We start from the raw sequence: 19,676 nt of genomic DNA, 5'->3' as shown, positions 1-19,676 counted from the left end.
GGGTATGCACTTCGACCAGCGGACGCAGGCCGCCTTGCGCGAGGTCGGCCTGTCGACCGACGAGCTGCAGGCAGCCTCCGCGGCCGTCGCCGAGCAGACCGAGGCCGACGCCGCGGCGCTGATGGAGTTCTTCGAGACGAACGACGTGGTCTACTCCGACATGGACATGGCCCACAGCGCGAACGAGTACCCCGAACACACCGTCGAGTACTGCGACATCACCACGCACGCGGCCGAGATGCGCGGCTGGCTGCGCTTCGACACCTGGGGCGTGTTCGTCGAAGACGGCAGACTCCTCGACGACGGGACGGTCGAACTCACGCTCGGTCCGAGCGTCCACGACCGGGTCCGCTTCGCACCGACCCGCGACCAGCTATGACGGTCAGGGTCCGGGGCATCTACACGACCGCGCTCACCCAGCTCCTGCTCGAGGAGGGGTTCGATGTGGTGCAGGCGTCCCCGCCCATCCGGCGACGGTTCGAGGAGCACGACGCCGACCTCTCCGCGAGACCGGCCGCGGTCGAGATCGAGACGACCGGAGACCGCCAGGGTGTCGGCCTCATCGGCGAGCGCGAGACCCTCGCGACGGTCCGCGAGGTCGTCGCCAACGTGGGCGTGGACGCGCTCCACTGGGACAGCGCCGCCCCCCGCGGGGCGGTCTTCGACGGAATCGTCACCGAGACGCTCGGCAGCGGCGCGGTCGTCGACCTGGGCGACAGCGAAGGGTTCCTCCCGTTCCGCGAGGTCGAGGACTACGTCGACGATGGCGACGTGGTCCGCGTGCAGGTCCACGAACCCGCCGCTCCGTGGAGCGACGACCGCCCGCTGCTCTCGACCGACATCACGGTCCACGACGGACTGGTCGAACTCTCGCAGGGGCGCTCGGGCGTCTCCGCGAACGTGAACGGCGAGCGCGCCACCGAAATCGTCCGCACCACCGACATCCTCCCCGTCGAGGTGCCCGACGGCTGGGGCGTCCGCTGGCAGCGCGCGGCCGCCGACGCCGACATGTCCGCACTCGGCGACGCACTCCAGGCCGCGGTCGACCGCGCCGCGGAACTGGACGACCAGCTGGCTGCCGCCGGCGGCGACCCCGACGACGCCCCGGACCTGCTCGCCCCCGGCGAGGGAACCGCGTGGGTCTGGTTCGGCCGCGAGTGCCGGTTCGCCCTGGACGAGGTTCGGCGCGGGGTCGAACGAACCATGATCGGCCACCATCGAATCAAGGCGGCCCACCGCGCCGCCAGTACGGCCGTCGACTTCGTCGAGGCGGTCTGTGAGGACCCCGGCGGTGAGTTCCCGTTCCAGGCGGTCACCGAACAGTTCGGCCCGTTACTCGGCGACCGAATCGCCCTCGCGCACGGGAAACCCGAAGGGCGGCTCATCGTCCTCGGCCGCGGCGAGATAACGGACTACGACCCCGACGGGCAGGTGACCCTCGAACGCCAGATGTCCGGCGGCGGCACCTACGACGCCCTCGGCGTCCCGCGCGAGCAGGGTGACGTGGCCATCACGAAGCTCAAGGAAGGACGCTGGTGGTACCCGACCGTCTACCGCGGCGAGGATGGCGAGAAGAAGGGCACCTACGTGAACATCTGCACGCCGGTCGAGCTGTTCCCCGACGAGGCGCGCTACGTCGACCTCCACGTCGACGTGGTGAAACACGCGGATGGAACCGTCGAACGCGTCGACGACGACGAACTCGACGAGGCCGTGGCTTCGGGGCACGTCTCGGAAGCACTCGCGGAGAAGGCCCGGAGCGTCGCCAGCGCGGTCGAGCGGGCGCTCAGCTGAGTCAGAAGGGTAGTTTCTTCCGTAACTCGTCGATGAGCGACGGGTCCTCCGCGAGGTCCTCCGGGTCGGGGATGACCTGGTCCGCGGGCTTGATGACCGTCCGGCCGGTCGACTGTTCGACGACGATGAGTTCGTCCTCTTTCAACCCCGCGAGGGCCGTCTCCAGGTCGTCGATGTCCGCCTCGACGTGCGAGCGGAGCTCGAAGACTGTCATCCCGTCGTCAGCACGGTCCACGAGGGCATCGAGCACGGATACGTCGATGTCGGCTCGATTCCGGAACTCCCGCTTTGCCTTCATCAGTATCCACTTCGTGCGGATACGATTTCACGCTTACCCCTGTCGTCGTGGTCGGGCAGGGTGTCGAGCAGTGGGTTCGTCGGTTCAGGCGAAGTCGTCGGTACCGGTGGAGTCGTCGGTACCGGTGGAGTCCCCAGTCCGGGTCGAGTCGCTGTCGTCTGTGTCTTACTGGCCCGGATGGCTGTCGGTGTCAACGAGCAGTGACCGGCTGGGCAGCCCGCGCTGCCTGCTAGCACAGCCATCGGTGCGTCACCCTCCGATTGCCAGGTCGGCAAAGTCTTTTACGGCCGGACGGGGTAGGCCGTCATAATGGGTCTGAGGTGTTCGCTCCTCGGTCACGACTGGAGCGAGACGGAGATAGAGGACGAGCGCGACGAGCAGGGCAACGAGGTCGTGATGACCGTCCGTGAGTACGAGGTGTGCGCGCGCTGTGGCGAGAAGACTCTCATCAGCGAGAACACCGAGGTAACGAGCGTCTCGAACGGACAGCCGACCGACTCGGCCGAGGAGCCGGCAGACGACGCTGATACGGTCGCCGCCGAGGTGGTCGCCGAGGCGACAGCCGACGAGGCCGACGCGGAACTCGTCGACGACGACGAACCCGATGTCACGGTCGATAGCGAGGACGAGACGGACGACGACGCCGAGACGGACGACGACGCCGAGGTCGTAGGCGACGAGGCTGTCGACGACGATGATGAGACGCCGGTTCCCGATTCGACGCCGGACGACGCGGCGGCCGTGGCGGCCGACGACGACGCGATGATCATCGACGGCGACGACGACCCGGAACCGACGGCTGACGCGGTCGACGCCGAGGCCGACACCGCCGAGGCGACCGCGACCGACGTCGACGACGCTGGTGAGTTCGTGGAGGACGCACCTGCAGACCCCCACGAGAACCCGGAGACCGACGACGGCGTCATCCTCCCGGGCGACGGCCCCGAGCCCGAGGAGACCGAACGCGAACACGGCGAGTGGCCGGAGCACGAGGGAGGCCACGCGAACGCCACGACCGAGGCGCGCGAGTGGCCCGACCACGGTGACGAAGACGACGGCTTCGACGCGACCACGCCCGACGGCGAGACGGCGGACGTCGAGTTCGAAGGCGGCCACCCGCAGACGGACGCCGAGGGCAACCCCGAGAAGGGGCACGACGCGGAGTTCATCGACAACACGGGAGCCCAGTCCGTCGAACAGGAGGTCGACCAGCGCGCCCGCAGCGCCGCCAGTAACTCCCCGACGGGCATCGCCTCCGCCAACGAAGCGCGGGCCCCGGGCACCGGCTCGCCATCGCGGTCAGGCGGCGATCTCGTCTGTCCTGCCTGTGACAACACCGAACTCGCCGCACGGACCTCGCTGCGCGCCGGAGACATCTGTCCCGAGTGCAAACGGGGCTACCTCGCCGAGGAGTGACGAAACAGGTAAACACCCACCTGCCCATGTCCCATCCATGAAGGAGTACAAGATGCGACGCGGCGAGTACCTCGAAGAGCGCATTCCGGACCTGAAAGCGAGTATCGAGGAGTACTTCGGACCCGTGACAGGTACGGAGGAGTTCAAGGGCAGCGACCTCTACGTCATCGGCGAACCGGCGAACCCCGTCTTCGAGCGCATCATCGTCGGCGCTGTGGAGTACTCGGGCAAGAAGGACAAGCTCGCGGTCGATTTCGTCGAGCGCAACCCGGCCGAGCTCTCGCCGGACGAGCTCGAGGCCGCCGGCGACGCCGTCTCCAAGAAGAACGAGTTCCTCCTCGAGGCGACCGGCCGTGACGCCAAGTCCCGCCGCGAGTCCATGAAGCGCGCCGTCGAGGACGACCCGGACCACGACGTCGACGCCTGAACAGCGACCCTGTGCGGTGCTTCTGCGTTTTTCGCGCCTCCAGAGACATCGCCCGGAGAAACGAGAGCCTTTACCCGCGAACCGGCCCAACCTGCAGATATCAATGACGGTCATCGAGTCGGTCCACGCGGACCACGGGGCGACGTTCGGCGAGCGCGGCGGTCGAACCGTCGTCGAACACTACGGGCGACCGGAGCGAGTCCACAAGGCGGTCAGGAACGTCGCCGGCGTCTGCGAGATGGTGTACGGCGTCGTCACGGTCACCGGCGAGGACAGGGTCGAGTTCGTCGACAACGCCGTCTCGAACCGGGTGCCCGGTGAGGACGGCGAGGGCTGTTACGCGCTCTTGCTCGACCCCCAGGGCAAGATCCGGATGGACATGTACGTCTACAACGCCGGCGAGCGCCTGCTCCTGTTCGTGCCGCCGGGACTGGCCGACGAGCTGGTCGAGGACTGGGGCGAGAAGGTGTTCATCCAGGACGTCGAGTTACGGGCCGCCACCGACGACTTCGCCACCTTCGGCGTCCACGGCCCGAAGTCCACCGAGAAGGTCGCGAGCGTCCTCAACAAGTCCGCGACCCCGGACCACCACCTCTCGTTCGTTCGCGGGACGATGGGCGACGAAGGTGTCACGGTCATCCGGGGCGACGGTCTCATCGGCGACGAGGGCTACGAGGTCATCTGTGCCGCAGACGACGCCAGGGCGGTGTTCAGCACGCTCGTCAACCACGGGCTGAACGCGGCCCCCTTCGGCTACCAGACGTGGGATGCCCTGACCCTCGAAGGCGGGACGCCCCTGTTCGACACCGAACTCCAGGAACGGCTCCCGAACGTCCTCGGCCTGCGGAACGCGATGGACTTCGAGAAGGGCTGTTTCGTCGGCCAGGAGGTCGTCTCCCGCGTGGAGAACCGTGGCCAGCCGTCGCGCCGACTCGTCGGGCTCGAACCCGAGGTCGTCCCCGACTCCGGAGCCGCGGTCTTCGACGGTGACGAAGCCATCGGCGAGGTGACCCGCGCGTGCGAGAGCCCGTCGCTGGACCGTCCGCTCGCCATGGCGCTCGTCCCCTACGACTCCGAGACGACCGACCTCACCGTCCGTGTCGACGGCGACGAGGTGTCGGCGACCCGCGTCTCGCTGCCGTTCTTCTCCGAGAGCGACCGGTCGGCCCGTGTACCAGAATACCCGTCTTAGCTCGTTTTAGCAGGGAACTCGCCAGATGACTTTTGGTCACTGGCGGTTTCTTTCTAGCCATGGATGAAACCGGAGTACGATACTCGACCGGAATCTCCGGTCTTGACCACGTCCTTCACGGCGGCTTCATTCCGGGCCGGTCGTACATGGTCAGTGGGCAGCCCGGCACGGGAAAGACGATTCTCGGCCTGCATTTTCTACTCGAGGACCCGGAGAATAGCCTCTACGTCGCGTTCGAGGAGCGCGAGAAGGATGTCCTGGCGAACGCGGCTGCACTCGGGTTCGACCTCTCCGATATCACGATTCTGGACCTGAGCCCCGACTCGGAGTCGTTCCAGTCGCGGACGCACTACGACGTGTTCGAACCACCGGACGTCGAGGACGACATCACGGAACACGTCGTCAGGGCCGTCGAGGAAACCGAACCGAACCGGGTGTTCGTCGACCCGCTGACCCAGCTCCGCTACTTCGCCCCCGACGACTACCAGTTCCGCACGGAGGTCGCTGGCTTCATGAGCTTCCTCAAGGACTCCGAGGCGACCATCGTGTTCTCCACCCAGCCGATGCCGAACATGCCCGACGCCGACCTCGAGTTCATCTGCGATGGGAGCATGGAACTCGGCTACGCCGCGAAGGGCCGCACGCTCACCGTCACGAAGTTCCGTGGCTCTGGCTTCCAGGGCGGCGTCCACACCATGCGCATCACGGAGACCGGAATCGACGTGTTCCCCGAGCTGATTCCGACGGTTCGCTCGCGCGAGTTCGAGGCCGTGGCCATGTCGACCGGACTCTCCGAGATGGACAGTCTCCTCTCCGGCGGCATCGAACGCGGGACGGTGACGGTCATCAGCGGCCCGAGCGGGGTCGGGAAGACGACGACCGGCTCACAGCTCATGAGCGCCGCCGCCGAGCGCGGCGAGCGCTCCGTCATCTACATGTTCGAAGAGTCGACCGACACGTTCGTCCACCGGTCGGAGGCCATCGGGATTCCAGTCAAAGAGATGCAAGCGAAGGGGACCCTCGAGATCGTCGAGGTCGAACCGCTGGCGGTCTCGTCGGACGAGTTCGCACACATGGTCCGACAAGAGGTCGAAGAGAAAGGAGCGAAACTCGTCATGATAGACGGGATCAGCGGCTACCGGCTCTCCATCCGTGGTGACGACGACGACCTCGTCCGTGAACTACATGCGCTGTGTCGCTACCTGCGAGGGATGGGTATCACGTCCCTGCTCATCGACGACGTGGCCGCGGTCACCGGCGACTTCCAGCCGACCAGCGAACGGATAAGCTACCTCGGTGACAACATCCTCTTCCTCCGGTACCTCGAACTGCACGGTGAGATAAACCGGGCGATGGGCGTCCTGAAGATGCGGACGAGCGACTTCGAGCGAACGCTCCGAGAGTTCGAGATACGCTCCGATGGCCTCCATCTCGGAGCACCGCTGACCGGTCTCCGCGGGGTGTTGACCGGAACGCCAGAGTTCGTCGAGGACAGCGGTGAGTGATTCCGACGCCCCCTCACATCCACGAGCTGTCGCACTCGTACTGGCAGACAGTGGGAACGAGAACGTCCTGACGACGTGGCTCGACGAGCACGGCATCGACGCAGAAGCCATCGAGCCGGGCGACCCACTCCCCGAGGACACCAGCCTCTGTCTGGTCGACATCGGTGCGCTGTCGCGTGCAGCCGCCGAGATACGTCGTCAGAAGGAGCAGCGGGACGAGGCTGACGAGTTCTTCCCCTGCTTGCTGGTCGTCCCACACCGCCTCGGGCCTCGGGTCGCCGCCAGCGACGACACCCGGTTCGACTTCATCGACGAGCTCATCACGGTCCCGATAGACCCCAAGACACTCCGCCATCGTATCGATAGCCTGCTCGAGCAGCATCAACCCGGGAAGAAGGCGACCAGGACGCTCTCGCTGGACACGGTCGTCGAGGCGTTGCCGTTCGCGACGTTCGTCGTGGTCGACGGCGTCGTGACAGTGTCGAACACTGCTCTCAGCCGGGCACTCGGTACCGACCCCGAGGACCTGCATGGCCGACGTCTCGACGAACTGGTCGCGACCGAGGACAGAGAGCGGGTCGAGCGCCTGTTCGAGCGGGTCGAGCTCTCGGTCGAACACGTCCGACTGGTCGAGGGAACCGAATCGCTCCCGGTCGAACTTCGCCCCATCACCATCGAGAACCGGACCGTCTCGGGCTACCTCGGTCTCAGCCGCGACCGGGACGAGGCCCGGGGCTGAGCCGCCAGTCAGCGCAGGAACGCTTTCAGTTGGTCCGTCGAGAACAGCGAGGTGGGACGGTCCATGTGGACGCCGATCTCGCCGGACAGCGTCGACAGCCCGAGCGTCTGCACCGGTTCCGGGAGCGAGTACGCCTTGCGAATCCAGTGGCCGAGTCGAATCTCGCTGGCGAGGTCGTCACGCCACGCCTCCTCGTAGTCCGCAAGCGTGTACGGGTCGTCGGGGTCGACCGTCCGGACCGCGTGGTCCGCACAGGTCATCCCGTAGAGGATGCCACCGCCGGTGAACGGTTTCGTCTGTGCAGCCGCGTCGCCGACCAGCAACCCGCGGCGGGTCGTCACGACGCCCGGGGGTCCGATGGGGATGAGCCCGGAACACCGGCGGACGATGTCCACGTCGTAGCCCGCGACGAGTTCCTCGAACAGCTCGTTCACCTGTTCACCCGGCGGACAGGCGAGCCCGTACTCGACGCCGGACTCGTCCCGGGGGATGCGCCACGCGAAGAACCGGGGCGCGGTGAGGTGGACATCCACGAAGTCCTGTGGGTCGGGCTCGTCGGAGAACCCGAGGACGCCATGGAGCAGTTCCCCGGGCTCGGGGAGGCCGAGTGCCTGCCGGACCCGCGAGCGCGGGCCGTCCGCGCCGACGACCATCTTCCCCTCGTGGGTCTCGACGCCGTCAGGACCGCGGGCCGTAACTTCGACCTTCTCGCGGTGCTCCTCGACGCCGGTGACGGTGTGCTGTTCGCGGAGGTCCGCCCCGGCCTCGCGGGCGAGGTCGGCGAGATGCCGGTCGAGACCGACCCGGTCGATGACGTTCGAGACGACCTCGCGCTTGTAGAACTCGTGGGCGTTGCTATGGGGGCCGCCGACGTGGAAGCGCGCCCCGAACACCTCGTTCTGGAGCAGCTCATCGCGGGCACCGTCACCAGTGAACTCCCAGATGTCGGTGCTGACGTGTCCCGAACAGGCCAGTGGTTCACCGACGCGGCCCTGTTCGAGCGCGAGGGCGTCGTATCCCGCCTCGCTGGCGCGGCGGGCGAAGCGTGCGCCGGCGGGACCAGCGCCGACCACGACGAAGTCGTACATGTCCGTCGCCTAGTGAGTCGCGGCTAAATACCTTCCCGGTTCGGGTCGCCAGGCTCACCACACTGCGAGGCCGCGAACCGGACCGGCCACGTCCCACGATTCGATGCGGTTCCAGCCGCCGGCCCGGTCGTCGGTCTGGTAGAGTCCGTCGTCCGTGGCGGCGAAGAACGTCCCCGGGTCGGTCCCCGGTGCCAGCACCGGCCGGCGGAACCCGTCTGGCTCGGGCAGACCGCGCATCGCGAGCGTCCACGGCTTGTCACCGACCTTCCGGTAGACGTAGGATTCGGCGGTCTCGGCCCGGTGGGCCGCGTACGCCCCATCCGCCGCCGAAACGAGTCGCACGTCGGGGTTGCCCGGGTCGACCGCGACGCTCCAGCAGTAGCGGTGCTCGAGGCCATCCTGTGGCTGGACCCACGTCTTGCCGCCGTCGTTGCTCTCGGCGTAGCCGTCGCCGGCGGCGCTGTATACGCGGCCCGGGGCGTCCGGGTGAGTCGCGAGCTGGTGGTTGTCGCGACGGCTTCCCTCGGGGCGCTCGCGCCACGTTTCGCCACTGTCCTCGGTGACGACGAGCGCACCGGCTTCGATGCCGACGAAGAGTCGGCCCTGGCGATTCGGGTCGGGCTGGAGCCAACGGACGTGGTGCGTGTCGGGCCGGGGCGGAAAGTACCACGAGTCGGCGGAGGGCAGGTCGGTGAGACCGCCTCGCTCGGTCCAGGTGTCGCCGAAATCCGGCGAATAGAAGACGCGGCTCGGCTCGGTCCCGGCCCAGAGTCCGCCTGCGCGGTGTGGATCGAACGCGACCGACATCACCGCATCCGGGAGGTCGAGCCCGACACGTTCCCAGGTCTCGCTCCGGTCCTGGCTGTGCCAGAGCCCGGCGTCGAACGTCCCGGCGAAGACGTGCTCGCCGTCGGTCGCGACGCACTCGAAGTCGTGGCCGTCGAACCGGGCGACCGTCTCGCCGTCGCGAATCGTGAGAAGGGTGTCGGAAAGGGCGACGAACTGCATAGCTCCCTCTACGTCGTGGTCCGACAAAACTCTCCGTCCTGAGAGATCCCTCCGGTGGCCCGACTACTTGTAGCCCAGCGCGCTCAGCCGGTCTTCGATCTCCTCGGGGACGACCTCCTCATCGGCGTCGTCTTCGCCGGCCGACTCGGCTGCGTCCGCGACGGAGTCGAGCGCCATGACCCGTTGCTCGGCGGCGGACTGGAGACGCGCGACGGCCTCGTTCGGTGGCTCGCCGTCCCACAGGTCGTCCTGCTCCGCTGGGTCTGCCTGCCGGTCGTAGAGCTCCTGGTCGTCGGCTGCTGGGTGCTCGATGTACGTCCACTCCTCGCTCCGGGCGCTGACGAGCACGTCCCCGTCGCCGAGCCGTCGTGGAATCGGCTGCTGGGTGACCGAGTCGCCCCTGACGGTGACCGAGACGACCGGTTCCTGGTCTGGCGCGACGCCGTCGTGGACCGTCGGCATGACGCTCTCGCCGGTGTAGTGGTCCGGCGCGCGGATTTCCATCGCGTCACACACCGTCGGCGGAATCGCGTCGAGCGCAACCGGGTCGGTGACCCGCTGGCCGTCGCTGCCGGGCGCATCGACGATGAACGGGACTTCGACGAGCTCCCGGTACAGCTTCGGGTAGTGGGCGAGGTGGCCGTGCTCGAGGAACTCCTCCCCGTGGTCGCCCGCGACGACGACACAGGTCTCGTCGCGGATGCCGGCGTCTTCGAGGGCCGCGAGGACGCGGCCGATGCTCTGGTCGACCTGCAGGGCAGCGGCCTTGTACAGCGTCTGCAGGTCGGCCAGCGTCTTGCTTCCCTCCTCGATGCCACGGCCCAGCCCAGTCCGGAAGTGCGGGCTGAGCATCCGTAGCGTGCTGAACGGCTCGTCGGCGACCTCGCGGACGTGGACCGGTGCCGGGACGTACGGCGTGTGGGTGTCCATGTAGTGGATCCAGCAGAAGAACTCGCCCTCGGCGTTCTCGATGAACGAGATGGCTGCGTTCTCCACGTCGCGCATCCGTGAGGTGTTCTCGGCGGGGTAGCTCTCCTCGCCCTTGAGTCGGCGGACTGCTGCGCGCATCGGCTGGGTGGCGAACTGCGCCCAGGCCTGCCAGGTCGGGTGGGCGGAGAACAGCTTGCTCACCGGGTTCGTCGCCTCCGCGTGGAAGGCGTCGAACTCCTCGAACCCGCGGTCGTAGCCCCAGTAGGCGGTGAGGAAGCCGTTCGAGGCGTTGAAACCGCCGGTGGTGACCCCGGCGCGCTGGAGCGTCTCCGCGAGCGTGGCACCAGGGCCGACCCCGATACGTGGGCCATCGGCGAACACTGGCGTGCCCCCGAGGATGCTCGGGAAGGAGAAGGGCGTCCAGTTGCCCTGTGCGAAGGCGTTCTCGAAGACGGTCGCGTCGTCGGCCAGAGACCGGAGGGTCGGCGTGTGTGTGTCCTCCGAGTCCAGGTCGAGCGCATCCGCCCGCAGCGAATCGACGGTGATCAAGACGGTTGCTCGTGCGTCGTCGGTCATGCGTGTGTGACCGGGGGGTTCGGTCGGTCGTGCGGGTGTTACCAGCAGTCGCTCAAATAGCTATCGGCGAACGAATATATACTTGACAGTAGCACCCCGGGCGGAATCGAATGGCGAACAGACGACACTTGGCCTCGCGCGACGACGTGTCGTACAACCGCAGCCCGCCGCGCGGTGAGGGTCAGGGCACGACGAGAGTGGTCGCGGCTTCGTATTTGAAGGTCAGGCTGGCACGTCCCAGTCGAGGGTGCGGTTCCGGTCGGCGAGTCGTGCGGACACGTCGGGAGCCGTCTCCGGCCAGGAGATTCGCGTGCCCTCACGGTCGAGAAGAGTCTGTCTGAGGAGGTCGCTCTCGGTGTCGAAGTCTGGTGCAGTCCAGAGTCGGAGGTTCCGGTCGAGGGTGAACAGGTCGGCGTCGAAGGCGGCGTGGTGGGTCTTTGAGAGAAGCATGACGTTCCCTGGGTTCAGTTGCTCGTCTTCGTACTCGCTCCACGGGAGGATGTGGGCCACGTCGAGGAGCGCCGGAACGTCGACGCCGGAGAGGACACCCGTGTTTCGGTAATGTCCCAGTGTCTCAGTCCGGAACGCGGTCGGCATCGACCGGGTCGTAGTCGTCGTCTCGTATTCGGTACCGCGGTACGACGGTTGCTGGTACTGGCTGGTCTGGTAGCTCGGTTCTGTACCGTCATCGTCAGCGATGTCGTCCTCGTTCAGGTCCACTATTCGGTAGGTACCGGCGTAATCGACGAAGGACACCTCGCCAAGCGATTCGAGTTGTTGCATAATCTGGCTGAACTTCTGCCCAGGCGTGTTGTTGTTCGGGTACGCTTTTTCGAACGCTGGACGGGCCTGGTCGAGGAACTCTTGTCTGGTGAGGACCGGGCAGTTCGTCTGTTCGTGATATCGCCGGAGTTCACGCCTGACGAGCGCCTGCCATGTGGTCATGAAGGAGCCGACGGATCGGGTGCTCGAAAACCTTGGGGCAGTCAGTCGTCGTCGGTCGGCGCTGCCATCTCGCGCGTCTCGGGTTCGACGCGCTGGCCGCGTGGGCCTTCGCGGTCCACGCTGGGAAGCAGGTCGCGGAGGTAGCGCCCGGTGTGGGAGTCGTCGTGTTGGGCGAGTTCTTCGGGCGTCCCCTCGCCGACGAGCTGGCCGCCCTTCTCGCCGCCCTCGGGGCCGAGGTCGATGACGTGGTCGGCGTTCTTCACGAGGTCGAGCTCGTGTTCGATGACGACGACCGTGTTGTCGTTGTCGACCAGCCGGTGGAGCACGTCGATGAGCTTCTTCTCGTCGGCCGAATGCAGGCCGGTCGTCGGCTCGTCCAGCAGGTAGAGCGTGTTGCCGGTGTCACGCTTGCCCAACTCCTCGGCGAGCTTGACGCGCTGGGCTTCCCCACCCGAGAGGGTGGTCGAGGGCTGGCCGAGCTTCATGTAGTCCAGGCCCACGTCCTTGAGGAGCTTGAGCTTCCGGCGGATGCGCGAGGAGGACTCGAAGAAGTCGTACGCCTCCTCGACGCTCATGTCGAGCACGTCCGCGATGGTCGCGCCCTTGTAGGTCACGTCGAGCGTGGCGTCGTTGTAGCGCGCCCCGTCGCACTCCTCACAGGGGACGTACACGTCCGAGAGGAAGTTCATCTCGATCTTGACGGTACCCTGCCCACCACATTCCTCACAGCGGCCGCCCTTGACGTTGAACGAGAAACGGCCCTTCTTGTAGCCGCGCTGTTTCGAGAGCTTGGTCTCGGCGAACAGCTCGCGGATGTAGTCGAAGACGCCGGTGTAGGTCGCCGGGTTCGACCGCGGGGTGCGACCGATGGGCGACTGGTCGATGAGGCGGACCGTCTCGATGTTGTCGATGCCGGAGATGTCGTCGTGCTCGCCGGGTTTCACCGACTTGTTGTCGTTCATCCGGCGAACGAGGCTCTTGTACAGCACGTCGTGCATCAGGGTGGACTTCCCGGAGCCGGAGACGCCGGTGATGGCGGTGAAACAGCCCATCGGGATGTCCACGTCGAGGTCCGTGAGGTTGTGCTGGCGGGCCCCCTCGATGGTGAGGTAGCTGTCGGCGGTGCGCCGGGTGGCGGGTACGGGAATCTGCTTGCGGCCGGCGAGGAAGTCGCCGGTGATGGAGCCCTCGGTCTCCATGATGTCGTCCGCATCACCCTGTGCGACGACTTCGCCACCGCGCTTGCCCGGACCGGGGCCCATGTCGATGACGTTGTCGGCGCGGCGCATCGTCTCCTCGTCGTGTTCGACGACGATGAGGGTGTTCCCGAGGTCGCGCAGCTCTTCGAGCGTATTCAGGAGGCGGTCGTTGTCGCGCTGGTGCAGGCCGATGCTCGGCTCGTCGAGGACGTAGAGGACGCCGACGAGACCGCTCCCGATCTGGGTCGCGAGGCGGATGCGCTGGCTCTCGCCACCCGAAAGTGTGGAGGCTTCGCGGTCCAGCGTGAGGTACTCCAGGCCGACCTCAGTCATGAAGCCGAGGCGGGCACGAATCTCCTTGAGGATCTCCTCGGCGATGTGGGTCTCGCGCTCGTTCAGGTGGGCTTCGAGCCCTTCGAAGTGTTCCAGCGCGTCGCCGATGCTCATGCCGTTTATCTCCGTGATTGCGGTGTCGGCGATGAGCACCGACCGGGAGGCGGGCTTGAGGCGGGTGCCCTCACACGCCGGGCACTCGGTGACGGACATGTAGTCCTCGATGTGTTCGCGGGTGCCCTGCGAGTCGGTCTCGACGTAGCGGCGTTCGAGGTTCGGGATGATGCCCTCGAAGCGCTTCTCCTTGCGCCGGATACCGTTCTTCGTCTGGCGCTTGAACACGACCTCCTCGTCGGTGCCGTAGAGGAACTGCCGTTTCACGTCCTCGTCGAGGTCCTCGAGCGGCGTGTCGACCGAGACGCCGAAGTGAGCGGCGACGTTGTCGAGCCGGGTCCGGTAGTACGACCGGTTGTAGCTCCACGGCTCGAAGGCGTGCTTGATGGGCTTTGACTCGTCGAGGACGACGAGGTCCTCCGAGACCTCCTTCGTCTCGCCGATACCCTCACACTCCGGGCACGCGCCATGGGGAGAGTTGAACGAGAAACTGCGCGTCTCTATCTCGGCGAAGTCGATGCCGCAGTGCGTGCAGGCGAGATCCTCGGAGAACTCGAGGACGAGCCGGTCGTCGCCCTCACCCGCCAGGTCGCCGGTCGAGCGGGATTCGGAGCCGCCGATGTCCACGTCTTCCGGCGGGTCGGGGAGGATGACCTTCAGCAGCCCCTCGGCCTCCTCCAGCGCGGTCTCGACCGAGTCGCCGATGCGCGCCCGGGACTCCGTCGAGAGCTTCACGCGGTCGACGATGACGTCGATGGTGTGGTCGTAGTTCTCGTCGAGTTCGGGTTTCTCGATGGTGAGGTCGTACTGCTCGCCGTCGACCTCGACCCTCGCATAGCCCTCGGAGACGAGGTCGTCGAACAGGTCCTCGAACGCGCCCTTCTGGTCGCGGACGACCGGCGCGGCGATCATCGCCTTCGTTCCGTCAGGTAGGTCGAGCAGCCGCGACACCATCGTCTGGGCGGACTGTTCGCCGACCTCGCGGCCACACTCGGGACAGTGCGGCGTGCCGACGCGGGCGTACAGCAGGCGGAGGTAGTCGTGGAGTTCCGTCACGGTCCCGACCGTCGAGCGCGGGTTGTTCGCCGCGTTCTTCTGGTCGATGGAGATCGCCGGGGAAAGGCCCTCGACCGTCTCGACCTGCGGTTTGTCCATCTGCCCGAGGAAGTTCCTCGCGTAGGCAGAGAGCGACTCGATGTATCGGCGCTGGCCCTCGGCGTACACCGTCTCGAACGCGAGCGAGGACTTGCCCGACCCCGACAGTCCGGTGACGACGTTGAACTGCTCGCGGGGGATACGCACGTCGAGGTCCTTGAGGTTGTGCTCCTCGGCACCCCTGACCTCGATGTACTCCTTGGTCATTCGGTTGTTGGCAAGGGCGGTACCATCCTTAGGGTGTCGGTTCCGGACGAGCGTGGGGGACAGGCGACGGCGAGGTGACAGGAAAGAGTCCACCCAGACACGGGTAAGGTTTTAAATACGATACCGGGGAACGAAAGGCCATGAGTGTGATTTCGGGCATCGACCTCAGCGACGACCACTACGACATCAAACAGAGCCTCATCCGGAGCAAGTACACCGTCTTCGACAAGGCGGGGAACGTGGTGCTCAAGGCGAAGAAGAAGCGCTTCAAGCTCAAGGAGGAGTTCCCGTTCAAGTCCCCCGACGGTGAGACGGTGTTCACCATCAAGGCCGGCGGCATCATGGACCACGCCGGCGACTACACCATCACCGACGAGCGCACCGGTGAGGAGGTCGCCATCCTCGACAAGAACTTCACCTTCTTCCAGCACAAGTGGCAGGTCCGGGCACCGGACGGCCGCGTCCTCGCGAAGATAGAGGGGCAGGGGGCGCTGCTCGAGTTCCTCCGCCACCAGGTCCCACTGATGGGCTTCCTCCCGCACAAGTACACCATCGAGTCGCCCGACGGGAAATCGATGGGCACCATCGAGGGCAAGCTCTCGCTGGCCGACAAGTACGAGGTGAACATCACCGACAGCGGCGACGCCCCGAAGGAGGCGCTGGTCGTCGCGGGTATCGCCATCGACGCGCTGGAAGGGAACTGAGCCCGGTCGCTCCCGGTCGCTCAGGAATCGTCCGGTCGCAGTCGTAACACGACCTCGCTCCCCTCAGTGGGGTCGCCGAACCGCACGTCGCCGCCGAGCGACCGTGCCACCCAGTTGACGACCCAGAGGCCGAGCCCGTCACCGTGCTCGACCCGCGTCACGTCGCGGTCGCCGGTGAGCAACGCCCGCTCGTGTTCGGGGATGCCCGGACCGTCGTCCGCGACGCCGATCTCGACGTACTCCGGTGTCCGGTCGACCGTCACCTCGACGGTCGGCCGGTCCTTCGGCGTGTGCTCGATGCTGTTCTCGATGAGGTTCTCCACCGCGAGGTCGAGGCGTTCGTCCGCGTAGGCGACGCAGGCCGATGGGCTCGAGAAGCGGATGGTCGCGTCCGGCTCGACCTCGCGGGCCCGGTCGACGAGCGGTTCGACGCGCTCGGTGACGTCGATGGGCTCGGGGTTCAGGTCGGAGTCGCGCCGGATGACCTGTTCGAGCTGGTGGACCTTGTCGGCCAGCCGGGCGGCGTCCTCTGCCCGGTCGGTGACGCGCTCGATGAGCGCGAGTTGACTCTCCTCGTCTAGCTCGCCCTCGAGTTCGCCGAGGTAGCCGATGACGACGCCCATGTCGGTCCGGAGGTTGTGGCGAAGTACCCGATGGAGCACCTGCAGGTGGCGCTCGCGGTCGCGCTGGTCGGTGATGTCGGTGTAGATGCCGAACGCGTGGGTCTCCTGGTCGCCGGCCCGGTAGGGGATGCCACGGAACAGGAAGAAGCGCTCGCCGTCCGCGGTCTCGCGTCGGACCTCGGCCGAGGTGGGTGCCTCCTCCAGCGTCTGGCGGTCCAGTTCGCGCCCGCCTGCCTCGTCGCCGGTCGGGACGAGGACGTCGTTGACGGACGAGCCGATGACGTCGGCCGCGTCGTGGCCGAAGACGCGCTCGAACGCCGGGTTGACCCCCTCGATGATGGGTTCGCCGCCCTCGAAACAGGTGTCGACGACCGGGTCGGGGATGTGCCGGAACAGCGACCGGAAGCGGTCGCGCTCGTGTTCCAGGCGCTCTTCGGTCTCGACGAGGTCGGAGATGTCTCGAATCGCGCCGATGGTCCCCCGGAACTCGCCGTTCCCGGTCGGCAACAGCGAGAGCTCTATCTCGACGGGAATCGTCGTCCCGTCGGCCTGTATCGCCTCGGTCCGGTAGGTCCGGTTCCCGGGTTCGTCCTCGGCGAGCATCTCGGTGATGACCCTGGTCCCCTTCTCGAGGCCGTCGGGTGTGAAGAACTTCGAGACGTGTTCGCCGACGATCTCGTCACGGTCGTACCCTGCCGCGTCGACGATCTGCTGGCTAGCCAGGACGACCCGGCCGTCCTCGTCGAGGACGTACACCATCTCACGGACGTTGTCGACGACCGTCTGGTAGAGTTCGAGCGCCTGTTCGCGAGCGGCACGGCCGAACGCCGCGGAGGCGTTGGCCGCGAGTATCTCCGCGAGCTGGACGTCGGCGTCCTCCATCGCCCGGACGCTGTCGGCGGTGACGGCCATGACGCCGTGGTCGCCCAGCGGATAGTACATCGTCGCCCCCTCGTCGGTCTCGTGGACGGTCGGTTCGCCGGACTCGAACACCGAGCCGACGGGTCCCGACCCCACACCGTAGTTCGCGACGTCCGAGCCAGCGGCGAGTCGCAACACCTCCTCGTGGTCGTCGACGAGCCAGACCGCCGCGCTCTCGTACTCGAGGATCTCGCTCGCGGCGGCGGCGACGACGCTCGCGATGTCGGCGGGTGCCCGCGTCGTCATCAGCTCCCGTGCCGTCGCGAGCAGCCCCGAAAGGGTTCGTTCGTCGGGTCGGGTCGGGTCGTGTGTGTCGGCGAGCGCGTGGACCCGGTCCGCGAGGCGCGCGCCGGGGTCCTCCCAGATGGCCAGCGGGAGGTACTCCGTGATGGCACCGCTCGCGACCGCACTCGCCAGGTCGTCGTCGGGCGTCTCGGAGACCAGGACGCTCGGGACGTTCGGGTGCGAGGTGCCGAGTCGTTCGAGCAGGGAGAGCCCGGCGAGACCCTCACGGGCCTGCGGACAGACGATGCAATCCACCCGGGCCGACGCGAGTGTGGCGGCCGCCTCGGCCCGGTCGGCGACCTCGTGAACGCGGACCGCGGGCTGGTCGGACAGGGGCGACTCCCCTGTCGCCCCCTCGATCCATAGCACCCCGGTTCGCGCGCTCATTACGTCGTGTCACCCCAACGATGGGGGTGGGTACACATGAAACTGACTCCGGTTCGGGTGAAAACTACCACCGGTGTGGTTGCGTCGTCGTGGTGGGTGGCCTACACCTTCTCGGGCAGCCAGCCCCCGTCGACCTCGACGTTCTCGCCACTGATGTAGTCCGAGTCCTCGTCGAGGAAGAACAGCATGGCCTGCTCCATGTCGGCGTAACTGGCGGCTCTCCCCCGCGGGAGTTCGTCGGGGAACTCGTCGGAGTTCTCGATGACGTAGGGCGAGATGGCGTTGACCGTGATGCCGTCGTCCTGGGTGTCGGCGGCGAGCATCCGGGTGAACATCAGGACGCCAGCCTTGGCCATGAAGTACGGCGCGTTCTTCGGGTTGACGAGTCCCTTCTCGCTGGACGCGTAGCCGACGTTGACGATGCGGCCGTACGCCTGCTCACGCATGGCGGGGAGGGCGCGCCGACAGGTCAGGAAGGTGGCGTCGACGTTGGTCTGGAAGACGGTCTGCCAGGTCCCGTAGTCGATGTCGGTCCAGTGCCGGGGGGCGAACGCGCCGACGTTGTTCACGAGGACGTCGACGCTTCCGAGGTCGCTCTCGACGGCGTCGAACATGGCATCGACGTCGTCGGGGTCGGTCACGTCGGCCTGGACGGTCGTGACGGCGGGTGCGCCGCGCTCACGAGCGAGTTCGGCGACCGTCTCGGCCTCGTCACCGCTGGTGCGGTAGTGGACGGCGACGCTGGCACCGCAGTCGGCGATGGCGAGGAGGAGCTCGCGGCCGAGGCCCTTCGCACTCCCCGTGACGAGCGCGACCTGGTCGGTGAGGTCGGGTCGAATCATGTCGATGCGTTGGCCCCGGAGCCCCATAACGAGTCGTTCCAAGAAGTTTCTTCAGAACCGAGTAAATTTCCAGAAGTTTTTACTGGCTCCGGCGAGCACGACGTTCCATGACGATTCAAACCATCGTGCTCGCCGTCGGCCCGAGCGACGGCGACCGCACAGAGCGACTCGCAGAATCGGTCGTCGAAGTCGCCGACCCGACCGGTGCGTCTGTCGTGCTGACCCACGCCTTCACCGAGGACGAGTACGACAGCACCCGCGACCGCCTCGACTTCGCGAACCCGAACGACGCGACCCCCGACGAGGTCGCGAGCCGGCACGCGACCATCCGCGACCTCGCCAACCACCTCGACGACGCTGCGGTCGACTACTCGGTCAAAGGTGCCGTCGGTGACCACGGCCGCGCCATCGTCGACGTCGCCGAGTCCGTCTCCGCCGACCGCGTGTACGTCGCGGGTCGCAAGCGCTCGCCGACCGGGAAGGCCGTCTTCGGCTCGACCGCCCAGGAAGTGATGCTGTCGGCCCCGTGCCCGGTCACGTTCGTCCGCGACTAGCCCGCTCGCGCCACTCGCGTTCCTGCCGGCGTTCGGCGACGTGTCGCTTCCCGCCGGCCACCTCGTCCCGGGTTCGCGCCTCGAAGCCGACCATGTCCGCGAGGAACCCGGCCTCGAACGTCTCCACGACGTCGTACGACCAGCGGTCGCCCTCCTCCGGCGTCGGGCCGCGGTCGATGACGCCCCGGGGGAGGTGCTGGTCACGAATCTCGTCCGCGAGGTCGGCGTGTCCGCTCTCGCGAAGGAGTTCCTCGGCGGCGTCGAGGTGGTCCATAGCGTGCCCGATGCCGTGATGGAACTCCAGCAGGTGTCCGTGGGCCCGTCGGAGCCACTCCATGGCGAGTTCCGTCCGGTGGAGCGCGTCTATCTCGACGTCTGTCAGTTCTGTCGGTTCCATGTACCGTGTAGTACCTCGCCACGCCTGAGGATGTCGC

At 67.0% G+C, this 19,676-nt stretch carries 18 protein-coding genes; 9 read left to right on the top strand and 9 right to left on the bottom strand.

Annotated features, from left to right (window positions below; translation table 11 throughout):
- The first annotated feature begins 4 nt into the window (after positions 1 to 4).
- Positions 5 to 379 carry a DUF7532 family protein gene (locus ACSC1S_RS01165; protein ID WP_435316959.1) on the top strand — a complete coding sequence of 125 codons (375 nt, stop codon included), beginning with the start codon at positions 5 to 7 and terminating at the stop codon, positions 377 to 379.
- The gene (locus ACSC1S_RS01160) at positions 376 to 1,794 is read left to right on the top strand and encodes a ribonuclease FAU-1 family protein (protein ID WP_435362805.1); all 1,419 of its coding nucleotides are present in this window, start codon (positions 376 to 378) and stop codon (positions 1,792 to 1,794) included. Before ACSC1S_RS01165 ends, ACSC1S_RS01160 begins: the two co-directional genes overlap by 4 nt.
- A gap of 1 nt (position 1,795) precedes the next feature.
- On the opposite strand, the gene ACSC1S_RS01155 is transcribed toward ACSC1S_RS01160, so the two are convergent.
- Entirely contained in the window at positions 1,796 to 2,092 is a 297-nt protein-coding gene (locus ACSC1S_RS01155; RefSeq protein WP_435316957.1) for a DUF6432 family protein, read from the bottom strand.
- Between the two features lie 309 nt (positions 2,093 to 2,401).
- On the opposite strand from ACSC1S_RS01155, the gene ACSC1S_RS01150 reads away from it, so the two are divergent.
- The 5 genes from ACSC1S_RS01150 to ACSC1S_RS01130 all read left to right on the top strand — a co-directional run bounded on the left by ACSC1S_RS01150 (position 2,402) and on the right by ACSC1S_RS01130 (position 7,371).
- Positions 2,402 to 3,508 (top strand): DUF7093 family protein, encoded by a 1,107-nt coding sequence (locus ACSC1S_RS01150; protein WP_435362804.1) that lies wholly within the window; start codon positions 2,402 to 2,404, stop codon positions 3,506 to 3,508.
- Between the two features lie 37 nt (positions 3,509 to 3,545).
- Positions 3,546 to 3,935 carry a DUF5611 family protein gene (locus ACSC1S_RS01145; protein WP_435362803.1) on the top strand — a complete coding sequence of 130 codons (390 nt, stop codon included), beginning with the start codon at positions 3,546 to 3,548 and terminating at the stop codon, positions 3,933 to 3,935.
- Between the two features lie 103 nt (positions 3,936 to 4,038).
- Entirely contained in the window at positions 4,039 to 5,127 is a 1,089-nt protein-coding gene (ygfZ, locus tag ACSC1S_RS01140) for a CAF17-like 4Fe-4S cluster assembly/insertion protein YgfZ (RefSeq protein WP_435316954.1), read from the top strand.
- Between the two features lie 59 nt (positions 5,128 to 5,186).
- Positions 5,187 to 6,632 (top strand): ATPase domain-containing protein, encoded by a 1,446-nt coding sequence (locus ACSC1S_RS01135; protein WP_435362802.1) that lies wholly within the window; start codon positions 5,187 to 5,189, stop codon positions 6,630 to 6,632.
- A complete protein-coding gene (locus ACSC1S_RS01130; RefSeq protein ID WP_435362801.1) occupies positions 6,625 to 7,371 on the top strand; it encodes a PAS domain-containing protein in 747 nt (248 codons plus the stop codon). Before ACSC1S_RS01135 ends, ACSC1S_RS01130 begins: the two co-directional genes overlap by 8 nt.
- 8 nt (positions 7,372 to 7,379) lie before the next feature.
- Here ACSC1S_RS01130 and ACSC1S_RS01125 read toward each other — a convergent pair whose 3' ends face one another.
- The 5 genes from ACSC1S_RS01125 to uvrA all read right to left on the bottom strand — a co-directional run bounded on the left by ACSC1S_RS01125 (position 7,380) and on the right by uvrA (position 14,926).
- Complete coding sequence (locus ACSC1S_RS01125; protein WP_435362800.1) at positions 7,380 to 8,459, bottom strand: geranylgeranyl reductase family protein; 1,080 nt, start codon at positions 8,457 to 8,459, stop codon at positions 7,380 to 7,382.
- A 54-nt stretch (positions 8,460 to 8,513) separates the two neighbouring features.
- Complete coding sequence (locus tag ACSC1S_RS01120; protein ID WP_435362799.1) at positions 8,514 to 9,467, bottom strand: beta propeller repeat protein; 954 nt, start codon at positions 9,465 to 9,467, stop codon at positions 8,514 to 8,516.
- Positions 9,468 to 9,530: 63 nt separating this feature from the next.
- Positions 9,531 to 10,973 (bottom strand): sulfatase family protein, encoded by a 1,443-nt coding sequence (locus tag ACSC1S_RS01115; RefSeq protein ID WP_435362798.1) that lies wholly within the window; start codon positions 10,971 to 10,973, stop codon positions 9,531 to 9,533.
- Positions 10,974 to 11,195: 222 nt separating this feature from the next.
- Positions 11,196 to 11,918, bottom strand: coding sequence for an HNH endonuclease (locus tag ACSC1S_RS01110; RefSeq protein ID WP_435362797.1), 723 nt, complete (start codon positions 11,916 to 11,918; stop codon positions 11,196 to 11,198).
- A 41-nt stretch (positions 11,919 to 11,959) separates the two neighbouring features.
- Positions 11,960 to 14,926, bottom strand: a complete 2,967-nt coding sequence (gene uvrA / locus ACSC1S_RS01105) for an excinuclease ABC subunit UvrA (RefSeq protein ID WP_435362796.1) — start codon at positions 14,924 to 14,926, stop codon at positions 11,960 to 11,962.
- Between the two features lie 140 nt (positions 14,927 to 15,066).
- Here uvrA and ACSC1S_RS01100 point away from each other — a divergent pair, with 140 nt between their 5' ends.
- Positions 15,067 to 15,630, top strand: coding sequence for an LURP-one-related family protein (locus ACSC1S_RS01100; RefSeq protein ID WP_435362795.1), 564 nt, complete (start codon positions 15,067 to 15,069; stop codon positions 15,628 to 15,630).
- A gap of 20 nt (positions 15,631 to 15,650) precedes the next feature.
- Here the strand turns inward: ACSC1S_RS01100 and ACSC1S_RS01095 are convergent, their stop codons facing one another.
- Together ACSC1S_RS01095 and ACSC1S_RS01090 are read right to left on the bottom strand one after the other, a co-directional pair.
- Positions 15,651 to 17,846: a PAS domain S-box protein gene (locus ACSC1S_RS01095; protein WP_435362794.1), complete on the bottom strand. Its 2,196-nt coding sequence runs from the start codon at positions 17,844 to 17,846 to the stop codon at positions 15,651 to 15,653.
- A gap of 101 nt (positions 17,847 to 17,947) precedes the next feature.
- Entirely contained in the window at positions 17,948 to 18,688 is a 741-nt protein-coding gene (locus tag ACSC1S_RS01090) for an SDR family NAD(P)-dependent oxidoreductase (protein ID WP_435362793.1), read from the bottom strand.
- A 107-nt stretch (positions 18,689 to 18,795) separates the two neighbouring features.
- On the opposite strand from ACSC1S_RS01090, the gene ACSC1S_RS01085 reads away from it, so the two are divergent.
- Positions 18,796 to 19,242: a universal stress protein gene (locus ACSC1S_RS01085; RefSeq protein ID WP_435362792.1), complete on the top strand. Its 447-nt coding sequence runs from the start codon at positions 18,796 to 18,798 to the stop codon at positions 19,240 to 19,242.
- Here ACSC1S_RS01085 and ACSC1S_RS01080 read toward each other — a convergent pair.
- The gene (locus tag ACSC1S_RS01080; protein WP_435362791.1) at positions 19,223 to 19,639 is read right to left on the bottom strand and encodes a hypothetical protein; all 417 of its coding nucleotides are present in this window, start codon (positions 19,637 to 19,639) and stop codon (positions 19,223 to 19,225) included. The genes ACSC1S_RS01085 and ACSC1S_RS01080 overlap by 20 nt on opposite strands.
- Positions 19,640 to 19,676 lie beyond the last annotated feature (37 nt).

Source organism: Haloarchaeobius pelagicus, from assembly GCF_051207375.1.
Classification (GTDB): Archaea; Halobacteriota; Halobacteria; order Halobacteriales; family Natrialbaceae; genus Haloarchaeobius.
The sequence above is the reverse complement of the archived record's forward strand: the minus strand, read 5'-3'. Positions and strand labels throughout refer to the sequence as shown.